This is a genomic window from Pantoea sp. EKM103V (genome assembly GCF_011800365.1).
Taxonomy (GTDB): domain Bacteria; phylum Pseudomonadota; class Gammaproteobacteria; order Enterobacterales; family Enterobacteriaceae; genus Pantoea; species Pantoea anthophila.
On record NZ_JAALFQ010000004.1, the window covers coordinates 234212 to 256176 of the forward strand.

Annotated in this window: 20 protein-coding genes; 6 read left to right on the plus strand and 14 right to left on the minus strand. The window is 57.2% G+C overall.

Going from position 1 to position 21965, the window contains the following annotated elements; translation table 11 throughout:
* Positions 1–10: 10 nt before the first annotated feature.
* Together nadS and HFD97_RS11925 are read right to left on the minus strand one after the other, a co-directional pair.
* The gene (gene nadS / locus HFD97_RS11920; protein ID WP_009092561.1) at positions 11–295 is read right to left on the minus strand and encodes a NadS family protein; all 285 of its coding nucleotides are present in this window, start codon (positions 293–295) and stop codon (positions 11–13) included.
* 1 nt (position 296) lies between these two features.
* Positions 297–629, minus strand: coding sequence for a type II toxin-antitoxin system RelE/ParE family toxin (locus HFD97_RS11925; protein ID WP_167431910.1), 333 nt, complete (start codon positions 627–629; stop codon positions 297–299).
* 227 nt (positions 630–856) lie between these two features.
* On the opposite strand from HFD97_RS11925, the gene HFD97_RS11930 reads away from it, so the two are divergent.
* Entirely contained in the window at positions 857–2266 is a 1410-nt protein-coding gene (locus tag HFD97_RS11930) for an MFS transporter (RefSeq protein WP_167431909.1), read from the plus strand.
* 42 nt (positions 2267–2308) lie between these two features.
* On the opposite strand, the gene HFD97_RS11935 is transcribed toward HFD97_RS11930, so the two are convergent.
* Genes HFD97_RS11935 through HFD97_RS11945 form a run of 3 tightly spaced genes read right to left on the minus strand, consistent with a single transcriptional unit; the run spans position 2309 to position 6152 of the window.
* Entirely contained in the window at positions 2309–3619 is a 1311-nt protein-coding gene (locus HFD97_RS11935) for a cytochrome c (RefSeq protein ID WP_167431908.1), read from the minus strand.
* 11 nt (positions 3620–3630) lie between these two features.
* Entirely contained in the window at positions 3631–5415 is a 1785-nt protein-coding gene (locus HFD97_RS11940) for a GMC family oxidoreductase (RefSeq protein ID WP_009092566.1), read from the minus strand.
* Between the two features lie 2 nt (positions 5416–5417).
* Entirely contained in the window at positions 5418–6152 is a 735-nt protein-coding gene (locus HFD97_RS11945) for a gluconate 2-dehydrogenase subunit 3 family protein (protein ID WP_167431907.1), read from the minus strand.
* A 276-nt stretch (positions 6153–6428) separates the two neighbouring features.
* On the opposite strand from HFD97_RS11945, the gene sbmA reads away from it, so the two are divergent.
* From sbmA to HFD97_RS11960, 3 genes are all read left to right on the plus strand, one after another.
* Positions 6429–7670 (plus strand): peptide antibiotic transporter SbmA, encoded by a 1242-nt coding sequence (gene sbmA / locus HFD97_RS11950; RefSeq protein ID WP_009092568.1) that lies wholly within the window; start codon positions 6429–6431, stop codon positions 7668–7670.
* 200 nt (positions 7671–7870) lie between these two features.
* A complete protein-coding gene (locus HFD97_RS11955; RefSeq protein ID WP_167431906.1) occupies positions 7871–8227 on the plus strand; it encodes a type II toxin-antitoxin system RelE/ParE family toxin in 357 nt (118 codons plus the stop codon).
* Complete coding sequence (locus HFD97_RS11960) at positions 8224–8523, plus strand: helix-turn-helix domain-containing protein (RefSeq protein WP_167431905.1); 300 nt, start codon at positions 8224–8226, stop codon at positions 8521–8523. The genes HFD97_RS11955 and HFD97_RS11960 overlap by 4 nt, the downstream gene beginning before the upstream one ends.
* A gap of 57 nt (positions 8524–8580) precedes the next feature.
* Here the strand turns inward: HFD97_RS11960 and HFD97_RS11965 are convergent, their stop codons facing one another.
* The 3 genes from HFD97_RS11965 to HFD97_RS11975 form a co-directional block, all read right to left on the minus strand.
* Complete coding sequence (locus HFD97_RS11965; protein ID WP_167431904.1) at positions 8581–9633, minus strand: YncE family protein; 1053 nt, start codon at positions 9631–9633, stop codon at positions 8581–8583.
* 199 nt (positions 9634–9832) lie between these two features.
* Positions 9833–10042 (minus strand): DUF1471 domain-containing protein, encoded by a 210-nt coding sequence (locus HFD97_RS11970; RefSeq protein ID WP_167431903.1) that lies wholly within the window; start codon positions 10040–10042, stop codon positions 9833–9835.
* Positions 10043–10254: 212 nt separating this feature from the next.
* Positions 10255–11442: an MFS transporter gene (locus tag HFD97_RS11975; protein WP_167431902.1), complete on the minus strand. Its 1188-nt coding sequence runs from the start codon at positions 11440–11442 to the stop codon at positions 10255–10257.
* 104 nt (positions 11443–11546) lie between these two features.
* Here HFD97_RS11975 and HFD97_RS11980 point away from each other — a divergent pair, with 104 nt between their 5' ends.
* Positions 11547–12524, plus strand: a complete 978-nt coding sequence (locus HFD97_RS11980; protein ID WP_009092573.1) for an AraC family transcriptional regulator — start codon at positions 11547–11549, stop codon at positions 12522–12524.
* Here the strand turns inward: HFD97_RS11980 and HFD97_RS11985 are convergent.
* From HFD97_RS11985 to gltP, 6 genes are all read right to left on the minus strand, one after another.
* Complete coding sequence (locus HFD97_RS11985; RefSeq protein WP_046101031.1) at positions 12521–14065, minus strand: PAS domain-containing methyl-accepting chemotaxis protein; 1545 nt, start codon at positions 14063–14065, stop codon at positions 12521–12523. The genes HFD97_RS11980 and HFD97_RS11985 overlap by 4 nt on opposite strands.
* 227 nt (positions 14066–14292) lie before the next feature.
* Positions 14293–15747: a PTS N-acetylmuramic acid transporter subunit IIBC gene (murP, locus tag HFD97_RS11990; RefSeq protein WP_167431901.1), complete on the minus strand. Its 1455-nt coding sequence runs from the start codon at positions 15745–15747 to the stop codon at positions 14293–14295.
* Positions 15747–16658 carry an N-acetylmuramic acid 6-phosphate etherase gene (gene murQ, locus HFD97_RS11995; RefSeq protein WP_140922774.1) on the minus strand — a complete coding sequence of 304 codons (912 nt, stop codon included), beginning with the start codon at positions 16656–16658 and terminating at the stop codon, positions 15747–15749. The genes murP and murQ overlap by 1 nt, the downstream gene beginning before the upstream one ends.
* A gap of 340 nt (positions 16659–16998) precedes the next feature.
* A complete protein-coding gene (locus tag HFD97_RS12000) occupies positions 16999–17373 on the minus strand; it encodes a helix-turn-helix domain-containing protein (RefSeq protein WP_046101028.1) in 375 nt (124 codons plus the stop codon).
* A 117-nt stretch (positions 17374–17490) separates the two neighbouring features.
* On the minus strand, positions 17491–17736 hold the full coding sequence (locus HFD97_RS12005; RefSeq protein ID WP_235334451.1) for a type II toxin-antitoxin system RelE/ParE family toxin: 246 nt from the start codon (positions 17734–17736) through the stop codon (positions 17491–17493).
* A gap of 248 nt (positions 17737–17984) precedes the next feature.
* Positions 17985–19286 carry a glutamate/aspartate:proton symporter GltP gene (gltP, locus tag HFD97_RS12010; RefSeq protein WP_009092578.1) on the minus strand — a complete coding sequence of 434 codons (1302 nt, stop codon included), beginning with the start codon at positions 19284–19286 and terminating at the stop codon, positions 17985–17987.
* Between the two features lie 585 nt (positions 19287–19871).
* On the opposite strand from gltP, the gene acs reads away from it, so the two are divergent.
* Positions 19872–21827 carry an acetate--CoA ligase gene (gene acs, locus HFD97_RS12015; protein WP_167431900.1) on the plus strand — a complete coding sequence of 652 codons (1956 nt, stop codon included), beginning with the start codon at positions 19872–19874 and terminating at the stop codon, positions 21825–21827.
* The last annotated feature ends 138 nt before the right edge of the window (positions 21828–21965 follow it).

Sequence of the window (21965 nt, forward strand, 5' to 3'; positions counted from 1 at the left end):
TGCAGTTATGTCAGTGCGCAGCCAGTTCCTGAAAGAAGGCGGGATTCTTCTGGATAGTCGCCAGTACTTTAGCTGCCAGTCCGGTCGGATTGCGGCGTCCGCTTTCCCAGCTCTTTATCGTATCAAGGCTGGTTCCCAGTGCAGCAGCCATTTCACTCTGGGAAACGTTAAGCTGCGCCCGGATAGCCTTCACATCAGCCAGCGCGTAATGGGTAACACGGGCGGGTTCTCTTACACCGTTTTTTATCTCCACCGCCTCTTCCAGCGATGCTTTCAGCTCATCAAAAAAACTCATGTCATATCTCCTCTTTCAGTCTTTGTGTCAGCTTTTTCAGCACGGCTTTTTCCGCATCCGTGAGGTTCTCTTTGAGATTCTTTGGATAAGCCATGATCAGGTAAATCACCTCAGCGGTAGCCAGAAAGTAAATTACCCTTGCGCTGCTGCTTTTACCCTGATTGCCCGTCGCCATCCTGATTTTTCGCAGTCCGCCGGTTTTCTGAATAAGATCGCCTTTCTCCGGTGACTCGATAAGCTCCCTCTGAAGCTCCCGAAGCTCTTCATCCGTGGCGATTTGCTTTATCCGTCGGGTAAACATCGGGGTTTCGATAAACTCAATTGCCTGACTCATCGCTCACTCCTGCCTCTTCCATGAGGAGTACATAGTACACCCAGCCTGCTTCATGAAAAAGCCCACGGATGGCAAAACCTGCAACGTATGTTGCTAAATCGTCAGCAACGCCCCTCTCGGCAACGGCAGATGAATTGATTATTCTGCTATTTCTTCGCCTGCTAACGGTTGACGTTCTGCATAACCGCCTGCGGGTGTTTCCCACACTGCCTGAGGTTGACGCTGATATGACCACTCACTCCACCCGCATGCCGCCGATGCACGCGTCATCGGCGACCCGCAACAGCGTAGCCGGGCGCATTGATGCGCTGCCCGCGTCCGCTGGCTTATGGCGCTTTATCACCCTGCTGGCGCTGGGCGGCTTTTTTGAACTTTACGACCTGTTTGAAACCGGCTATATCAGCACCGGCCTGCTGGCGGCGGGCGTCTTTCACACCGGTGAGGCGGGCGTGCTCGGCTTCTCCGATCAGGCTGCGTTTGCGTCAGCCACCTTTCTCGGCCTCTTTTTCGGCGCCAGCCTGCTGGCCCCCTACGCTGACCGATTTGGCCGCCGCCTGACCTTTATGTGTGCGCTGCTCTGGTATGGGCTCTTTTCCCTGCTGATGGCCTTTCAGCAGAGCGCGGAGATGATCATTCTGTTCCGCTTTCTGGTGGGGATCGGGCTGGGCGTCGAGCTGGTGACCATTGATACCTATCTGTCGGAATGGGTGCCGAGCCACCTGCGCAGCCGCGCCTTTGCTTACGCCTTTTTCGTGCAGTTTTTATCGGTGCCTGCCGTCGCGCTGATGTCGTGGTGGCTGGTGCCGCAGACCGTGTTCGGCCTGGAAGGCTGGCGCTGGGTCGTGATCGCAGGCGCGCTCTGTTCACTGGTGATCTGGCTGGTGCGCAGAAATCTGCCGGAATCGGCACGCTGGCTGGCGCAGCAGGGGCGCTATCAGGCGGCACATGAGGTGTTATCGGCGATGGAGCAGCGCTGCGGCATTCCGGCCGGGCCCGCAATCCTGCCCGATGACGCGGCTGCACGGCTGCCCAAACGCGGGCGCTTTCGTGAAATCTGGGCTCCCGCTTATCGCCAGCGCACCCTGATGCTGGTGGTGATGAACTTTTTCCAGGCGATCGGCTTTTTTGGCTTTGGTAACTGGCTGCCTGCGCTGCTGTCAGGCCGCGGTGCCACGGTGACACACAGTCTGCTCTATGCCTTCTTTATCACGCTAGCCTATCCGCTGGGATCGCTGATCTGCAGCCGCTATGCCGACAAGCTGGAGAATAAGTGGCAGATTGTACTGTCATCGCTGATGACGGTGATATTCGGCACGCTGTTCGCCTTTCAGACGCAGCCGGTGCTGCTGATCCTCTGCGGCTTCCTGATTACCTGGTCCAACGCCTGGCTGACTTTCAGCTTCCACGCCTATCAGACCGAGATTTTCCCGACCCACATCCGGGCGCGGGCAGTCGGCTTCTGCTACTCCTTCAGCCGCCTCTCTACGGTATTCAGCAGTATTTTAATCGGGGTGATCCTGCAATACGCCGGCACGCCGGGTGTGATTACGTTCATCGTACTGAGCATGCTGATGGTGATGCTGTCGGTAGGGATTTACGGGCCGAAAACCCGCGGAATCGATCTGGAGAATATTTAAAAGAAAAGGCCGTCATCCTGATGATGACGGCCTTTTTACGGGTTATTTGCCTTCCAGCACCCGAATGTCTGCACTGCCCAGACGATCCTTCTCATCTTTACGCAGCGACGCGACCTGTTTCGCGGTCACCGGCTCTGACGCCTTATTGCCCCAGCTGTTACGCACGAAGTTCACCACATCGGCAACCTGCTGGTCGTTCAGCCGCCAGCCAAATGCCGGCATGGTAATGGTCGATGGCGCACCGTTCACACCAGGCAGTTGCCCGCCCACCAGCACGATGTGAATCAGCGAGGTCGGATCGTCCGCCAGTACCACCGGGTTGCCGCGCAGCGCCGGATAAAAACGCTTATAGCCGCTGCCATCAGTTTTATGGCATGCCGCACAGCTGTCGACATAGGCCGCCGCGCCGGTCTGGCTGTCATCGCCGCGCCAGAGCGCTTTGGCGGTGGCATCATCCACGCTGAAGGCCGCCTGATGCGGATCTTTCGCGCCCAGTGACTTCAGATAGCGCGCAATCGCGGTGATATCGGCTTCACTCAGGTGCTGCAGGCTGTGCTCCACCACGTCGGTCATCCCACCGAACGCGGCAGTCTGATCGTTACGGCCATAACGCAGGAACTGACGCAGGTCATCTTCGCTCCAGCGCCCCAGTCCATCGCGGTTATCGCCACGCAGGTTGCTGGCCGTCCAGCCGTCAATCGGCGCGTTGCTGCCCGCCAGATAGTCGTTGCCTTCGGCGTTGGTCAGCACCTTCTCCTGCATGGTGAAACTGCGCGGCGTGTGACAGGCTCCGCAGTGGCCCAGCCCCTCAACCAGATAGCGACCGCGCGCCAGCACCGGATCTTCCTGAGCGGCAGGCTGGAACGCTTTCACATCGGGCGCAAAAATCCCGCGCCAGATCGCCAGAGGCCAGCGCATCGACAGCGGCCACGGAATGTCGCTGTCGCGATTTGGCTGCTTCACCGCCGTCACGCCATGCATGAAATAGGCGTAAAGCGCCTTCATATCCTCATCGCTGACGACCGCGTAAGAGGGATAAGGCATGGCGGGATAGAGTGTATCGCCATTTTTCGCCACGCCATGACGCACCGCTTTCTGGAAGTCGTCGTAGCTGTACTCACCAATACCGGTCGTGCGATCGGGAGTGATGTTGGTGGAGTAGATGGTGCCAATCGGGGTGGCCATCGGCAGACCACCGGCAAAGGTCGCGCCGCCTTTGCTGGTGTGACAGGCCACACAGTCACCGGCGCGCGCCAGATACTCTCCCCGCTTAACCAGATTGTCCTGGCTCTCATCCGCCAGCGCGGCAAAGGTCAGGGTGCCCAGAATCAGGGCCAGAATGCCATTTTTCATCGCCATGTTCCTTATGCCTGCACCAGTGGACCGGGGTTCTTCAGGTAGTTTTCGCGAATCGCTTTAGCTGACCAGTAGGTCAGCGCCGCCACCATGCCGGTCGGGTTGTAGCCCAGTCCCTGCGGGAAGGCAGAGGCACCTGGTACAAACACATTCGGCACGTCCCAGCTTTGCAGATAGCGGTTAACCGCACTGGTTTTCGGATCGTCGCCCATGATCGCACCGCCACTGATGTGGGTGGTCTGATAAACCCTGGAGTCAAAATGGGTGCCCGGCTTTTTCGCGCCGCCCAGAATCATCTTCGGATTCATCGCCTCCGCGATATTGCGCATTTTTCCGACCATAAACTGCGCCATTTTGATGTCGTTCTCCTGCCAGTCAAAGGTCATGCGCAGCAGTGGCTGCCCATAAACATCTTTGTAGTTGGGATCGAGATCGAGATAGTTAGCGCGGTAGGACTGATGCGCGCCGTGCGCATCCATCGACAGGTGATGGGTGTAAGTATCCGCCACCGCCGCTTTCCATTTACTGCCCCAGTCTGGCGTACCAGCAGGCACTGGCATGCCGGAGATCGGCTTGGTCCCCGCCTGGTTGACCCAGAATGGCGACCCGCCCACAAAGCCCAGCGGTCCGTGGTCGAAGTTATCGGCGTTGAAATCATCAACCGCAACGCCCGCGCCACCTGCGCCGATAAACGGGTTAGTGGTGGTGTTTTTATCAAACAGCGCCTTCAGGGTAGAGAGGTTCTGATAGGCGAAGTTACGGCCGACGGTGCCTTCGTTGGTAATCGGGTTGTAAGGCTTGCCGATGCCTGACAGCAGCATCAGATGCACATTGTGGAACTGGAAGGCGGAGAGGATCACCAGGTCAGCGGGCTGCACCTGCTCGCGCCCCTGCCCGTCCACATAGGTCACGCCGGTTGCGCGCGTTTTGTCATCGCTGAGATTGACCCGCAGGACATACGAGTTGTTACGCAGTTCAAACTTTGGCTCCTGGCGCAGGGCAGGCAGGATGTTCACGTTAGGTGACGCTTTGGAATACATGTAGCAGGCGTAGCCGCTGCAGTATCCGCAGAAGTTACACGGCCCCATCTGCGCGCCATAGGTGTTGGTATAGGGCCCGGAGGTGTTGGCGGAAGGCAGATCGTAAGGATGATAGCCGACCGACTCCGCCGCCTGCGCAAACAGCTGCGCCGAGTAGGTACGCTTCTGTGCGGGCAGCGGGAAGTTATCTGAGCGATCGGGCGCAAACGGGTTACCGCCTTTATCTTTGCCGACCACCTTGCCCTTGATACTCCAGGCGCTGCCTGAGGTGCCAAAGACTTTTTCTGCCTTGTCGAAGAACGGCTCCAGCTCATCGTAACTGACGCCAAAATCCTGAATCGTCATGCCTTCCGGGATGAAATTCTTGCCGTAACGCTCTTCGTAATGGCTGCGCATCCGCAGTTCAATCGGATCCACGCGGAAGTGGACGCCTGACCAGTGCAGGCCCGCGCCGCCGGTGCCGGTGCCGGGCAGGAATGCCGCCAGCTGACGATAAGGCACCGCCGTCTGCGAAGCATCATGACGGATGGTCACGGTGCTTTTAGAGAGATCCTGGAAGAGCTTTTTGCGGATGTTATAGGTCAGCTCATCAATGGACTGCGGATAAGAGCCGTCGGGATAGGTGTCGCGATGCGGCCCACGCTCCAGCGCCAGCACATTCAGGCCCGCTTCGGTCAGCTCTTTCGCCATAATGGCACCGGCCCAGCCGAAGCCAACAATCACCGCATCCACTTTTTTCATTTCGTTTGCCATGCTTAACTTCTCTCCCCGCGAATCGATACTGACGGGAACGGATAACGTTCACCGCGCTCTACCCAGTCCATAAAGTCGGCGCGTGCGCCAGGGAAGTTGATCAGCTTCCAGCCGACCATTCCCTGATTTCCGCCGTGGACAGGATCGCTGAAGAAGCCTTCGCGGGTGTTCTGCAGCAGAAAGGCAAAGAAGGTTTTAGCGGGCAGCTGGCTGAATTCGGCGCTGCCACTCTCCATCGCCTGCAATAGCGCATCCTGCTGCTCCACGCTGAGCTGAGCGAACACCTTACCGTGCTGCTGTTTGCTGTAGTGGTCGGCATCGGCCAGACCGAGACGGTAGATCTGCTGTGGCACCAGCGGCAGCTGATAGCCCAGCTCTTTCGGCAGATCGGGATTAAACGGCCCCTGCATATACCAGTTCGATCCGGTGGCATAGGGCGTATTCATCTGGCGGTCGATGAACTCTGGCACGCCCGCTTCCACAGCGCCAGGCCCGCGTTCATCGCTGGGGATCAGGCGCGCCACGGCGGCGGTGATAAAGGCATACTCTTCGGCGGTAAACCAGGAGGGCTGATAATCACGCGCCTTCTGCGGTGCAGCCGGCGTTTCAGCCGCCTGTGCGGTCAGCGGCAGGGAGAGAGCACCCATCGCTGTGGACCCTACCGCCATTGCAGGCGCCAGGGTGATTGTCTTCAGCAAAAAATCCCTGCGTGAATGACCCTTTTTTTGTTCTGACATGACATTGCCTCATTCCCGCGCTGGATGGCGGTATGAAAAAATAGGTGGTTGCGTTGTAGTGGTTTTTATCAGCAGATACCGGCCCTGATGCCGGCTTGTTACCGGTAACAAGCCGCCATATTGTAACACTGCTATTCACAAAGATTTAGTTCCGCGAAACAAAACCGCACAATTTCATTAACATTCATCCCTGCCCTGTCATGAGCAGAAACAACAGACTACAGACAGCAAGCAACCAAAACGTTATAAAAGACCACACACAACAGCGGAGTGCCTATGTTTAAGTCTTTTTTTCCGCGGCCAGCGCTGTTTTTCAGCTCAGCGGCCGTCTGGAGTTTAGTCGCTATTTTTGCCTGGTTTGGTTTTGCTGAGCAGTTGCCCGGCATGTGGCCCATGTTCGAAACCGCCATCAAAGCGCCCCTGCCGACGACCGCAGCGCGTTTTATCGCGGCGAGTCAGATCTGGTTCTATCTCTATTACTGGATAATGGTCGCCATTTTTGCCGTGGCGTGGCGGGTGATCGACTCTCATCCGTGGCAACGCTGGTCAGTCTGGGGATCGGCACTGATCATCTTTGTCACCTGGTTTGGTGTCCAGGTCGGGGTCGCCATCAACGCCTGGTATGGCCCGTTTTACGATCTGATCCAGAAAGCGCTGACAAAAGCGGGATCGGTGCAGATTGCTGAGTTTTACCACCAGGTTGTGGCTTTTCTCGGCATCGCATTAATCGCGGTGGTGATTGGCGTACTCAATTCGTTCTTTATCAGCCACTGGGTTTTCCGCTGGCGTACCGCCATGAATAACTATTACATGCACAACTGGCAGCGGCTGCGCCATGTTGAAGGTGCCGCACAGCGTGTTCAGGAAGACACCATGCGCTTTGCGACCACGCTGGAAAACTGGGGCGTCAGTTTTATTCAGGCGATCATGACGCTGGTGGCATTTTTGCCGGTACTGGTGGCGCTCTCCCATCACGTTAAAGATATTCCGTTCCTCGGTAATATCCCTTACGCGCTGGTGATTGCCGCGGTGCTCTGGTCGGTGTTTGGTACAGGTTTACTGGCGCTGGTCGGGATTAAACTGCCTGGGCTGGAGTTCCGCAACCAGCGGGTCGAAGCCGCCTACCGTAAAGAGCTGGTCTACGGCGAAGATAATGCCGATCGCGCCGGGCCACAGACGGTGCAGGAGCTGTTCAGTCGGGTGCGGGTTAACTACTTCCGTCTCTACTTTCACTATCTCTACTTCAACATCACCCGCATTCTCTATCTGCAGGTCGATAACGTGTTTGGTCTGTTCCTGCTGTTTCCTTCGATTGTGGCGGGCACCATCACGCTGGGCTTACTCAACCAGATCACCAACGTATTTGATCAGGTGCGCGGCTCGTTCCAGTATCTGATCGCCTCCTGGTCGACGCTGATTGAACTGATGTCCATCTACAAACGTCTGCGCAGCTTCGAGCAGATTCTGGATGATGTGCCGCACGACGAGATGATGCGCGAAGCGTCAGAGGATGTGTAAGAGCGTCGCTCACGTTTCTGACCAGCAAAAAACAGGATCTTCGGGCCTGAGGCCCGCAGAAACGCACTGACATCCAGGCCCGCGAAAGCGGGCTTTTTTATTGCCTGCTTCCATCACTGTCGTCATCGCACCGCTTGAATTTATAAGCTACAGCTTATAATCTGCCGTAACGGGATGAAATTCAGACAGGGAGTAATGCCATGTGGACGGTGTTATTGAGCGCGCGGTTTGAAAGCTGGTTAAGTGAGCAGGAACAGCCCCTGCAGGAAAAAATGTTAGCAGACCTGAGAATGTTAAAAATTTACGGTCCTGATTTACCTCGTCCTTATGCTGATACCCTGAACGGATCGCGGTATAAGAACATGAAAGAACTACGCGTACACTATTCAGGAAGGCCGATCCGGGCTTTTTATGCCTTTGATACTGTCCGCCGCGCTATCGTGTTGTGTGCGGGCGATAAGAGTCAGGACAAACGTTTCTACAGCCGAATGATACGTATTGCCGACAGTGAATTTTCAGCCTGGCTTGCTGAACTGGAGAAGGAAAATAATCAATGAGAACCCTGGATGATGTTATTGCTGACTTTTCCCCGGAGAGTCAGGCGCGAATCAAAGAAATGTCTGATGAGATGGTCTTGGAAGTCGGGCTGCAGATGATTCGTGAGGAACTTCAGCTATCACAAAAAAGCCTCGCAGAGACCATGGGGGTACGTCAGCCTGCCGTTGCTCAGATCGAACAGCGCGGGAATGAGATAAAAGTGGCTACGCTCAAACGTTATATCGAAGCGATGGGCGGGAAACTGAGTCTGAATGTGGAACTGCCGACCGGAAAAAACGTGGCGTTTCATATCTGACCCTTACATTTCTGAGCGCGGGTAGAACACGTTGTCTGCCCGCGCAAAGAGCGTTCCTTACAGAGTAATGCGCATCACGCTATCAGGATTCGCTGGCGGCGCCTTGCGCGAGCCTGGCTGCTTCACGCTGACATAAAGCACGTTGCCATCCGCTGAGAGCGCCAGACTGTTCGGCAGGGCCGGCGTTTTTACGGTACGTTTAACCTGATAGGTGCGGGCGTCGATGATGCTGACCTCGCCCGCTTTGCGATGGGTGACATAGAGCTCATCGCGATCCGGATTGAACAGTACCGCCAGCGATTCCGGAACGGCAATCCGCTGTATGACCTGCTGACTACGCAGATCAACCACCAGCACCTGAGCCTGCTTTGAATCACTCAGGAAGGCACGCTGACCGCGCGTATCCAGCGCAATGTTCAGGAAGAAGTGCGCTTTATCGCCATCAATCTTCTGTTTTTTCTCAACGGCATTGGTGCGGGCGTTAATGGTCACCAGCTCGCCATCCGCATTGGTGACGTACACCTTCTGCGCGGCTGAATCCACTGCCAGGCCTGTGCCCATTTTGCCGGTGTTCGGGATCGTGCTGATCAGTTTCAGCGAACTGCCATCCACGACCCAGACCACGCTCTGCGGCCCCAGCCCGGTGATATAGACGCGGTCAGTTTTCACATCCACAGCCACCTGACGCGGCTGCAACGGACGCACGGTTTCGCTGCGCTTGCGGCCATCCAGCACCCGCGTGTTGAGGAGGTTGCCGCTGCTGGCATCAATCGCGGTCACTGAACCGTCAAGCGTATTTCCGATATAGAGCACGTTCGTTTGCGGGTTGAGCGCCGCGCCAAACGATTTCAGCGGCGTGGCGATCGACTTCTGCACCGCCAGCGTCGCGGGATCGAGACGAAACACGGTGCCGCCCTCGCCGCTGCTGTTTTGTGCTGTCGCCACGAACAGCGCATTCTCCTTCGGGCTGACGGCCAGTTCATAGACCCCTTTGCCCACCGCCTGATTCAGATCTTCTGCCTGCACAGCCAGCCATCCTGACGCAGAAAACAGGGCCGTAGCCAGTAACAGCGGACGCAGCGTCCGGCGCGTATTGGTATTCGCTTTCATAACTTCTCCAGAGTGAATTCACCGCAGACGCAGTGAAATGAAAGCCCGACATTGCAACCAGAAACAGCTGACCAGCAGCCTGAGAGAATCTTGTTTTTGAGAATAATAATTATTTCGGAAGGAAAGGGACAGGATTATTCGCGCAGAAACGCCGACAGGACGCCCGGAGGCGTCCTGTCGGCATGGGAGGGCAGAGAGATTATTTCAGCAGTTCAGCGGTCATGTGCACGCCGTTGTTGGTGTAAGCTTCAGTGATTTTATATGAAGCACCAGCTTCCTGAGCCTGCGCAGCAATTTTCGCTTCAGCACCATCCAGCGTAGAGTCGATGGCGGTCACAGATTGCGCGAAGCTGGCGAATGGCAGAACAGAAAGCGCCATAACAGCTGCAAAAGTTTTGATAGATTTCATGGTCAATTCCTCGGTTGATTTTTATCAGGTAAGGCGTATTGCCTTGTTGATAGAAATAATAGTCCGGAAGTTGATCAGGAAAAAGCGGAGGGTTTTGCTTATCTCTTTCAGAAAAACTGAACATAAAAAGCACGCATCGTACAGTTATCGCTCAAAAGGTTAATCACCCGTTAATGAAAGAAAAGGCAGCATAATCCGCTGCCTGAAAAAGATTAACCGTGGTGCCGGACCCGGCTGAAGATGGTCAGTGCAGCCAGCAGCATCAGTACCCCGCTGGCAACAAATACGCCGCCAGCGCCGCGCAGATCGAACATCCAGCCGCCCGCCGCCGCGCCGACAGTTATCGCCAGCTGAATCGTGGCGACCAGCAGGCCACCGCCCGATTCTGCATCATCCGGCACCGCGCGCGAAATCCAGGTTGACCAGCCGGTTGGCATCGAACCAAACGCCATGCCCCAGATCGCCACGCCCGCTCCCACTATCCAGCTGACCCCGCCAAAAGTCACCAGCAGCAGCGCGGTCAGGCTCATCAGCAGCGCCATCCCGCTCAGCGTCAGCGACACGCTGCGGGTTACCAGAAAACCGGCCAGCGAGGTGCCAAAGAAGTTCGCCACACCAAATGCCAGCAGCGCCAGCGACAGCTGGTTAAGGTTGAACTGCGCCACACTTTCCAGGAAAGGGCGCAGATAGGTAAAGAAGGCGAAGTGGCCGGTGAACATCATGATCACGGCCAGCATGCCCCAGCGCATCACGCCGATCCGCAGCAGGGTCAGTACGCCGCCGCTGCGGGCTTTGTTCTCTGCCGGCATGGCGGGCAGGGTAAAGAACTGCCACAGCAGCGCCACCGCGCCCAGCCCGGCGGTCAGCATAAAGATGTTGCGCCAGCCCACCAGACCACCGAGGTAGCTGCCAAGCGGCGTGGCGATAATCGTCGCCAGCGAGATCCCACTGAAGACGATGGAGAGCGCCCGCGGCACCTGATCGACGGGCACCAGACGCATGGTGATGGCGGTTGAGAGCGTCCAGAAGCCACCTATCGCCATCCCCAGCAACACGCGCGCCAGCAATATCACCGTCAGATCGCCGGCAAACGCCACCATCAGCGCCGAGGCGATCAGCAGCAGTGAGAACACCAGCATCACGATGCGGCGGTCGATACGCCGCGTGACGCTGCCGGTCACCAGGCTGGTAAACAGCGCCACCAGGGCGGTAATGGTGACGGTCTGTCCCGCCTGCCCTTCTGAAACGCCGAGGCTGTGCGCCATGGGCGTCAGCAGACTCACGGGTAAAAATTCGGCGGTAATCAGGCTGAACACCCCAAACGCCATAGCAAAAACCGCGCCCCACGCGGGGTGGGTCGGCGAGGAAACCTCATCAGCCACTTCGGTTGTCAGACTCATGCTGCTTCTCCGGAAGATAAAAAAGTGTGAGAGAGCATAGAGTGAGGCGTCAGGACGATCTATGATGCTTACACCTTCATTTTTGATAATTCGTCTGGAATCGCATGAGCCACTATGGAGACCTGACCAGCGAGCTGTTGATGGGGATGCGCCTTTATGGCGTCAACTATCAGCGTATCGCCGTAAGCGCACCGTTCGGGCTGCGCTTCGATCACGCACCGGGCCGGGCGCAGTTTCACTTTGTCGGCCGCGGCTCACTGCTGGTGCGCAGCGCCTCCGGTGAGGTGTTTCCGCTTCACAGCGGCGATGCGCTACTGGTGCCGCACGGTAAACCGCACAGCCTGATCTCCGGCGAGGAGGTGGCCTGCCTGTGTGTGAAAAATATGACGAGCAAGCCGATCTGCGACAGCGTCTGCGCCATCGCCGCCCCGGAGGATGCCGGTGAGGATGAGCACAGCGTGCTGCTGTTCAGCGCCTGTATGGCATTTGAACTGGGCGGCATGCAGCCGCTGATCAATACCATGCCGGATGTGATGCTGGTGAGTACCCTGCTGTCGCAGTATCCGGAGATTCAGCCGATCCTGGCGGCGATGGAACGGGAGTCGCGCACCCGGCAGGCGGGATTTGCCGGTATTCTGTCGCGTCTGGCCGACGTGGTTGCCGCGCTGATTGTGCGCGGCTGGGTGGAGAACGGCTGCGGCCAGCAGAGCGGGCTGGTGCAGGCGATGCGCGATCCGCGGCTGAGTCAGGCGATTGCCGCCATGCACCGGGAGCCAGGCGAAAACTGGACGGTCGCGCGGCTGGCCAGCGTGGCGGGCTGTTCGCGTTCGGTGTTTGCCGGCCGTTTTCTCAACGCCACCGGCATGACGCCGTTACGTTATCTGACCGAACTGCGGATGCGGCTGGCGGTGCAGCGGATTGTGAACAATGGCGAAGCGGTGGAAGCCGTGGCTTACCATCTCGGCTACGGCTCGATTGCAGCGTTCAGCCGCGCCTTTAAACGCATCGTCGGTCAGTCGCCAGGCGCGCTGCGAGCCGGACGCGAAGGCACGCAGGCGCTGACCGCCTCATCTGCCGCTTAGCGGAATACGCTGATCGCCTCCACCAGACGGTTTGCCTGATGGGTCATGCGGCCCGACGCCTCGGCGCTTTCCGATACGCGCGCGGCGTTCTGATGGGTAATGTCATCAAGATCTTCCACCGCTGAACTCACCTCACTGAGTGCGGTGGCCTGCTCGGCGGTGGCGGCACTGATCTGGGCAATCAGTGCCGTGACATTCTGCACCTGCGACACGATATCCTGCATGGTCCGGCCTGCCGCGCTGGCGTGTTCATTGCCCGATTTGACCCGGCCAGCGCTGGTTTCGACCAGCATTTTAATCTCACTGGCCGCTTTGGCGCTGCGCTGCGCCAGACTGCGCACCTCGCCCGCTACCACCGCAAAGCCTTTGCCCTGTTCACCGGCCCGTGCCGCTTCCACGGCCGCGTTCAGCGCCAGGATGTTGGTCTGGAAGGCAATACCGTCGATCACGCTGGTAATATTGGCGATTCGCTTCGAGCTGTCGGCGATTTCGCCCATCATCTCCATCATCTCGCTCATCACCTCACCGCCTTTGCTGGCCGCACTGCTGGTGTCGGCGGAAAGGGTATTTACCTCATGCGCGGTTTCCGTATTGCTCTTCACCGTCGCGGTCATTTCGTTCATGGTGGCCGCCGTCTGCTGCACGTTGGCGGCCGCCTGCTCGGTGCGACGACTCAGTTCGTTATTGCTGCGGGCGATAGCGTCGCTGGCGCTTAAGACGTTGATCGCCTGGCCGCTGACATCATCCACCAGCCAGCGGAACATCAGGCCGAGCTGACCGATGGCACGCAGCGTCACGCCCACCTCATCCACGCGATCCATCTGCTCAACCTGATGGCTGGCTCCGGTCGCCACGCGCAGGGCCTGCTGACACATCCGTTCGATCGGGCGGGAGATTTGCTGCTCCAGCCAGAGGCTGCTGAGTGTCAGCAGAGCGGCCATACCGGCAGCAAAACCGGCCAGGGCCGCCGGTGTCATACCCAGCGCCCAGGTACCCGCCACCGACAGGGGCAGCAGTGCCAGCAGGGTGCTGCGGATCCGCCAGCGCAGGGGCAGCGTCTTCAGCAATGAGGCGGGTCGCCCCCAGCCGCTGCGCACCAGCAGGCCTTTGTGAAAACGTCGCCCTCTGGCGCGGCCTTCACGAAAATCCTGATAGAGCGCTTCGCTCTGACGCACCTCTTCCGGGGTGGGTTTAGTGCGCACTGACATATAACCCTGCACTTTGCCGTCGCGCACCACCGGAATGGCATTAGCCCGCACCCAGTAGTGATCGCCATTTTTGCGTCGGTTCTTGACCAGCGCGGTCCAGGGCTCGCCCTGCTTCAGCGTCGCCCACATATCAGCAAAGGCTTCCGGCGGCATGTCGGGATGGCGCACCATATTGTGCGGCTGGCCGTTGATCTCGTCGGCGGTGAATCCGCTCGCTTCGATGAAGGCGTCGTTGGCGTAGGTGATGTGGCTGTTGAGATCGGTGGTGGACATCAGTGTCGCATGATCGTCGAACAGATATTCACGCTGAGAGACAGGCTGGTTGTTACGCATCAAAAATCCTTGAAGACCCACCTTGTACCCGCAACAGCTTAACTGTCAGCGGGAAAACGGTGGGCTGAGAGATAACGATTACCTTTTTTTATGTTTTCGGCATGCGTCTGTACTCTCTTTAGCGTTTCCGTTAAATTTCTGCCGCGAAAAAAGCCACTTTGCAGCGGCTTTCACATTTTTGGGCGATTATTCATCCGTTAGCCGGATTTCAGAATTCCGGCAGTCCGTCAGCTGAGGTCAACATTTCGGGTGCCGAACCACCAGGTCAGCAGAAACCCGCCGGTCCAGGCGACCATCAGCCCGGCCAGATAGACCGCCATCCCGGCGAAGATCCCCTGTCCGGACGTCATCAGCGGCAGCGTGACCAGACCGGATGGCCCGAATACCGTATTCATCCCCACCGGTAATCCCAGCCACGCCACCAGTCCGATAAAGAAACCGCCCAGCGCTCCGCCCCCACAGGCGGTGATGAAGGGCTTAAGGCGCGGCAGGGTGACGCCGTAGATCAGAGGTTCACCGACACCCAGCAGGCCCGGCACAATGGCACCTTTGATCTGCGCCCGCAGCAGCGCCCCTTTCTCCGCTTTGCACCACAGCGCCAGTGCTGCACCGACCTGCCCGGCCCCCGCCATTGCCAGAATCGGAAACAGGGAGTTAAAGCCCTGGCTTTCCATCAGCGCAAAGTAGACCGGAATAAAGCCCTGATGGATGCCGAACATCACCGCAATCAGGAACAGCCCGGCCAGCAGAGCACAGCCAAAGGGATTATTGTTGAGATGGATGAACAGCCAGGACATCCCTCTGAACAGTTCACCGCCCAGCGGCATGATGAGCAGATAGGTGATGGCGCCGGTGATCACCAGCGTGAACAGCGAAGTGAGGATCATATCGAGGTTATCGGGAATGATGCGGCGCAGCTGTTTCTCAATCCATGCCCCGATAATCGTCGCCATCAGCACCCCGATAATGTTGCCGCGCGGATCGATGCTGAGGCCAAAGAAGCTCTCCATGCCGCTGTAGTAACCCGTGGTGGCAGTGGGCACATAGCCAAGCACAAACAGCGAGGCGATAATGGCACCGTTGACGCCGCTGCCGCCAAAGGCTTTCTGCGCGTTGTAGCCAATCAGGATGCTGAGAAAGGTGAACAGCCCTTTGCCGAACACTTTCATGTACGCCACGGTGTGCAGCAGCCAGGGCGCATGGTCGCCGGGCGCATTAAGGTGGAGGCTCTGCTCAATCAGCGTGGCGAAGCCGAGCAGCAGGCCCGCGCCGATAAAGCCCGGAATCAGCGGGGTAAAAATGGTGGCAAAACGCGACAGAAACTGGTGAACGCCGTGGGTCTGTTTCGCCCTGAGCTGCTGCTTCTGCTCTGCCGCCCGCAGCGCCAGATCCGTCGTATGCTGGTGGAGAGGTGGCGAGATATCCTCCTGTGACAGCAGGCGTTGCATCCCTTCCGCGGCGGTCTGCGCTTTCCCCGGACCGAGGACAATCTGAAGCTGCGCCTCGCTGTCGATGACGCCCAGCACGCCCGGCAGGCTTTTCAGGCGTGGCAGATCGGCCTGCCCGGCCTGATTGAGCGTCAGCCGCAGCCGCGTCATGCAGTGACCGCAGGCTGCGATATTGTGCGCCCCGCCGACCGCCTGCAGGATATCGCGCAGCAGTGCTACGGTGATGCTGGCCATCAGCGTGCTCCCGCTGCCTGCAGAGCCTGACGGATAAAGCCCTGATGCTGGCTGAGCAGCGCTTTTGCCTCATCGGCGTCCAGTCCGGCCAGCACCATCAGGATGGCCGTTTTGCAGTGTCCGCCGCAGGCGGTGAGCGCGGCGCGGGCCGTGGCGTCATCGCAATCCGTGGCCTGCATGACGATGTTGACCTGGCGCTGAACCAGCTTCTGATTCGTGGCTTCCACATCCACCATGAGATTGCCGTAGACCTTTCCGCTGCGGATCATCGCGCCGGTGGTAAGCATGTTGAGCACCAGTTTCTGCGCCGTGCCCGCTTTCATGCGGGAAGAGCCGGTGACAATCTCCGGGCCGACCACCGGGGTGAGCGCAATCGCGGCAACCTGTGCCATGGCGCTGTCCGGATTACAGGTGAGCGCCACGGTGGTCGCGCCAAGTTCGTTCGCGTAAGCCAGCGCACCCAGCACGTAGGGTGTGCGACCGCTGGCGGCGATACCGACCAGGATATCGTGGCGGCTGAAGTGGATATCTTTCAGATCCTGCGCGCCCTGCTCCCGGTTATCTTCGGCGTTTTCAACCGCCTGCAGGATGGCGGTATGGCCACCGGCGATCAGGCCGATAACCTGTTCGCGGGGGGTGCCAAAGGTGGGCGGGCATTCGCTGGCGTCCAGAATACCGAGCCGTCCGGAGGTGCCTGCGCCGCAGTAGATCAGTCGTCCACCGGCCCGGAAGGCGGCGCAGATGGCGTCAACGGCGGCAGCGATCTGCGGCAGGATAGCCTCAACTGCCAGCGCGACCTTTTTATCTTCGTCATTAATAACGCGCAGCATCGCTTCGGTGGAGAGTTCGTCAATGTTCTGGCTGGCCGGGTTGCGGCCTTCGGTAATCATCTGGCTGAGGTCGAGTTTCATGGCGGGCTCCGCAAAAGGAATAAATTATTCAAACTGGAAAAAATTATAAAGAATGATTAATTCGCTGGGGGAGATCTTTTTTCACTGGATGTGGGGTGAGTCATGTTGCGTGAAGTGGCCTGGTCAGCCTTGACGCCCGGCCCACGCGATTACGTACCTCATAGATGAGGCGAGTAACCGGCGGCCGAGGGCCCGGGGATGGCTCTACGCCGGCTTTACGCAGTCACTGCGGATATCTGCCTGAACAGAGCACTGTTTTCTCTTCAAAGACCTGGCCCGTCCTGCGTTAATTATTCAGAAGGCATAAAGTTCACGCATCGCCGTTTAAAAGCACGTTTATTTAATCAATATAAAGTTGTGACGTTCTGCAGTCATATAAGGCAGCCAGCTTCTCAAGCGTCTGTTTTTGAGGTTTCTTTCTCGACTCCAGCTTTGAAACGCCAGCCTGCGTGATGCCTAATTTATTCGCGACCTCTTCCTGTGACATTTGCCGATGTAAACGCCAGGCAACATGCAAAGGAACGGATTGTCTCCGGCTGATTTTCATTACGTCATGAGGGATGGTTTCATCGTCATCCGGAGCCGATTTATAGGGGAGAGGCTCAAACACGTCGTCTAAGTGATGATTGGCCATGAGCCTGTTAAACAACTCTATGGGGATGACGGCACCGGTGCGATTCCCGCGCTCGTCTGTCAGAAACTGTATCGCATTCATAGATCATCACTCCTTCCTGCCGCGGCAGACCAGACCTGTGGTCATCTGCTGACGCGACTCAGCTAAATTCATATCTGTTTTTGACTCAGGGTTGACGCAGGCTGACCCAACCGCTTGCTAACGCTTTTTGTACGTGGTCGATGTTCTTCTTACGACTTCCAGAATAGCTATCACCACTGGCTGACCTTTCTCTATTTTCCACAACACGCGGTAGTGACCCACCACCAGCTTCATTCGCTTCTCTTTATCATCCGTCAGCTTTTCGACTTTCAGATGGGGGATATCAGGCCACTTAGTAAGCGCCTCTACAGCATCTTCGATGGCGTTACCCTCTTTCTGAGGCAGCCCATATAGCTGTTTCAATGCCTTTTTCGTCCAGTTAATTTCTGGCATCCGTCAACACTCCATGTTGTCAAAGCACGCACTCAACGCATCTCAGAACATAACCAAATCCAGTTTCCAGAGCAACTAAATGGTTTTATAAAGCACGATTTAGTTATATTTATATAACGGTCTGGAGACTGACTCCTCCTGTTAAAGCGCGCCAGAAAGCGCCACACAAAAAAAAGGGCCCAACTTTCGTTGAGCCCTTTCTGCGTGAACGATGACGATCAGCCTGCGGTCTGCGTCCGCAGCTGTAGTTCGTACGCCTTTGCCTGTTCTGCATCGAACTGATTTTCCCAGCGGGAAATCACCAGCACCGCCAGCGCGTTACCGACCACGTTCAGCGCGGTACGCGCCATGTCCATGATGCGGTCAACACCAGCGATAAACGCCAGGCCTTCCAGCGGAATGCCGACGCTGCCCAGCGTGGCCAGCAGCACCACGAACGACACGCCCGGCACGCCGGCGATCCCTTTCGAGGTCACCATCAACGTCAGCACCAGCACAATCTCGTCGGTCAGTGACAGGTCAATGCCATAGAGCTGCGCGATAAAGATTGCCGCGATGCTCTGATAAAGCGTTGAACCATCAAGATTAAATGAATAGCCGGTCGGCACCACAAAGCTGGTGATCGCTTTCGGCGCGCCGTAGGCTTCCATCTTCTCCATGATGCGTGGCAGTACGGTTTCCGAACTGGAGGTGGAGTAAGAGAGGATCAGCTCATCTTTCAGGATACGCATCAGGGTGGTGATCCGCAGCTTGCAGAGACGCGCCACGCCGCCCAGTACCACGAAGGCGAAGAAGAGAATCGCCACGTAAACCAGCAGCACCAGCTTGGCCAGCGGCCAGAGCGAGGCAAAGCCGAAGTTGGCGATCGTCACCGCAATCAGCGCAAACACCCCTACCGGCGCATAGCGCATGATCATGTTCGTGACTTTAAACATCGTTTCAGAGATGCCACGGAACAGGTTCACCAGCGGATCGCGCTGTTCTGACGGCAGAGACGAGAGGCCTAAGCCAAACAGCACCGAGAAAAAGATAATCGGCAGCATGTCGCCCTTCACCATTGAGGCGAAGATGTTCTGCGGGATCAGCGACAGAATGGTGGCGACCAGGCTGTGCGGACCGCCCTGCACCTCTGCCGTTGTCGCTTCATATTTAGAGATGTCCACCGTTGCCAGCGTTGACATATCGATGCCGGTGCCGGGTTGAAATACGTTGGCCAGCGTAATACCGACCACAATGGCAAGGGTGGTGATCACTTCAAAGTAGAGAATCGTTTTGACGCCGATGCGTCCCAGCTTCTTTGCATCACCGACGCCGGCAATGCCGACCACCAGGGATGAAATCACAATCGGTACCACAATCATCTTGATGAGATGAATGAAGATATCGCCTGCCGGACTGAGAATGTTGGTGACTAACCATTCACGATTGTCTGGCTGATTATGCAACACAGCGCCCACAATGATACCAAGCACAAGGGCTGTCAGAATCTGCCAGGCCAGGCTGATTTTAAAACCTTTCATAACGTGTCATTTCCTCAGTCAAAACCCGTTTTTTCTCTGCTGCGAAGGTGCAGAAGACGATACACACAGGGAGTGAGCAAAAAGCCCGGTAAATTAGAGGGTGTCTTGAAACAGCGCCTCGTATGAAAATCTGACGATTCCCATACCCATTTTCAGACGCGGTCTGAGTTGATACCTGCAGAACAGGGGCGAGATAAGTACCATTTTCACTGTGGTAAATGCAACCCCTGGCGGATCCGATTAAAAGTTCACCACCTGAGTAGCATAAAGTGCTGCTGACGCTGAAAAACCCTAACCTGCTGTTATGAAAAGTATTACTTCGATGAATTTACGCATAGCTATGCAGGAGCGGTTAAAAAGGCTCCCGGCGCGTTTGCTTGCTTTTTATTCAGGGTGAGTGTCAAAAGGTCATGCCTGTCGCCCTTATCCCCGTCGGCTTATCCAGCAGAAATATCGGGATAGCCTCCCGCTCAGGCGGCGAAGAAATATCCCGTGATCTATGGCGCAAAAAAGAAACAAAGGCTCAGGGCAGGCTTCAATTAACTATTGATTGACATATCATTAACATCTTCAAGGAGATCCGCCATGAGCCAAAACCACAAACATCCTGTTCCAGAGAACATTGCAGCGAATGCCCTGATCACAGCAGAACAGTATCAGGCGATGTATCAGCACTCTGTCGACGACCCGGACAGTTTCTGGGGCGAACAGGGCAAAATCCTTGACTGGATTAAGCCCTACAGCACCGTGAAAAACTGCTCGTTTGCACCGGGTAACATCAGCATTCGCTGGTACGAAGATGGCACGCTGAACCTGGCGGCAAACTGCCTTGACCGTCATCTCGCCACGCGCGGCGACCACCCGGCCATTATCTGGGAAGGCGACGACGCCAGCGAGAGCAAAACCCTGACCTTCCGCCAGCTGCATGCAGAAGTCTGTCGCTTCGCCAACGTGCTGGAGCTGCTGGAGGTGAAAAAAGGCGATGTGGTGGCGATCTATATGCCGATGGTGCCGGAAGCGGCTGTGGCGATGCTGGCCTGTGCGCGTATCGGGGCCGTTCACTCGGTGATCTTCGGCGGCTTCTCACCGGAGGCGGTGGCGGGCCGTATCGTCGACTCCAGTGCCTCGCTGGTGATCACCGCGGATGAAGGGATCCGCGCCGGCCGCAGTATCCCGCTGAAGAAAAATGTCGATGACGCATTAAAAAATCCTGCCGTCACCAGCGTGAAGAACGTGGTGGTCTTCCGGCGTACCGGTAAAGAGGTGGGCTGGGTGGAAGGCCGCGATCGGTGGTGGCATGACCTGATGCAGAACGCCAGCACCAACCACTCCCCAGCCGAAGTGGGTGCAGAAGATCCGCTGTTTATCCTCTATACCTCCGGCTCCACCGGTAAACCCAAAGGGGTACTGCACACCACGGGCGGCTATCTGGTCTATGCGGCGACCACCTTTAAGTTTGTCTTTGATTACCATCAGGATGATATCTACTGGTGCACCGCCGATGTCGGCTGGGTCACCGGTCACAGCTATCTGGTCTATGGCCCGCTGACCTGTGGCGCAACCACGCTGATGTTTGAAGGGGTGCCGAACTGGCCCACACCGAGCCGCATGGCGGAAGTGGTCGATAAACATAAAGTGACCCTGCTCTACACCGCGCCCACGGCTATCCGTGCACTGATGGCGGAAGGCGATAAGGCGATAGCGAACACTGACCGCAGCACGCTGCGCATCATGGGTTCGGTCGGCGAGCCGATCAACCCGGAAGCCTGGGAGTGGTACTATCAGAAAATCGGCAACAGCCGCTGCCCGATTGTGGACACCTGGTGGCAGACCGAAACCGGCGGCTTCATGATCACCCCGCTGCCGGGTGCAACCGAGCTGAAAGCCGGTTCCGCCACCCGGCCTTTCTTCGGGGTGCAGCCCGCACTGGTAGACAACGAAGGTCAGCCTCAGGAAGGTGCCTGTGAAGGCAACCTGGTGATCACGGAATCCTGGCCCGGACAGGCGCGAACGCTCTTTGGCGATCATGACCGTTTCGAGCAGACCTATTTTTCCACCTTTAAAAATGCCTACTTCAGTGGTGACGGTGCCCGTCGCGATGAGGATGGCTACTACTGGATCACCGGCCGTGTTGATGACGTACTCAATGTCTCCGGTCACCGGCTCGGCACTGCCGAAATTGAGTCGGCGCTGGTGTCGCACCCGAAAATTGCCGAAGCCGCGGTGGTGGGCATTCCGCACAGCATCAAAGGTCAGGCGATTTATGCCTATATCACGCTGAATCACGGCGAGGAGCCGTCACCGGAGCTTTACACCGAAGTCCGTCAGTGGGTACGCAAAGAGATCGGCCCGATAGCCACGCCGGATGTGCTGCACTGGACGGACTCTCTGCCGAAAACCCGCTCCGGCAAAATCATGCGCCGTATTCTGCGCAAAATTGCCACCGGCGACACCAGCAATCTGGGTGATACCTCCACGCTCGCCGATCCTGGCGTCGTAGAAAAACTGCTTGAGGAGAAACAGTCCATCAACATGCCTTAAGCGCACGCTGTCCGGCGGGAAGATCGCTTCCCGCCACCCCCGCCCCACGCAGTCTGTTTCGGTAGTCACAAATATTATAACCAGCTGAATCCGCGTCCTGACGCGAGGTTCTCCCCTGCAAGACCTCTGGAGAAAATG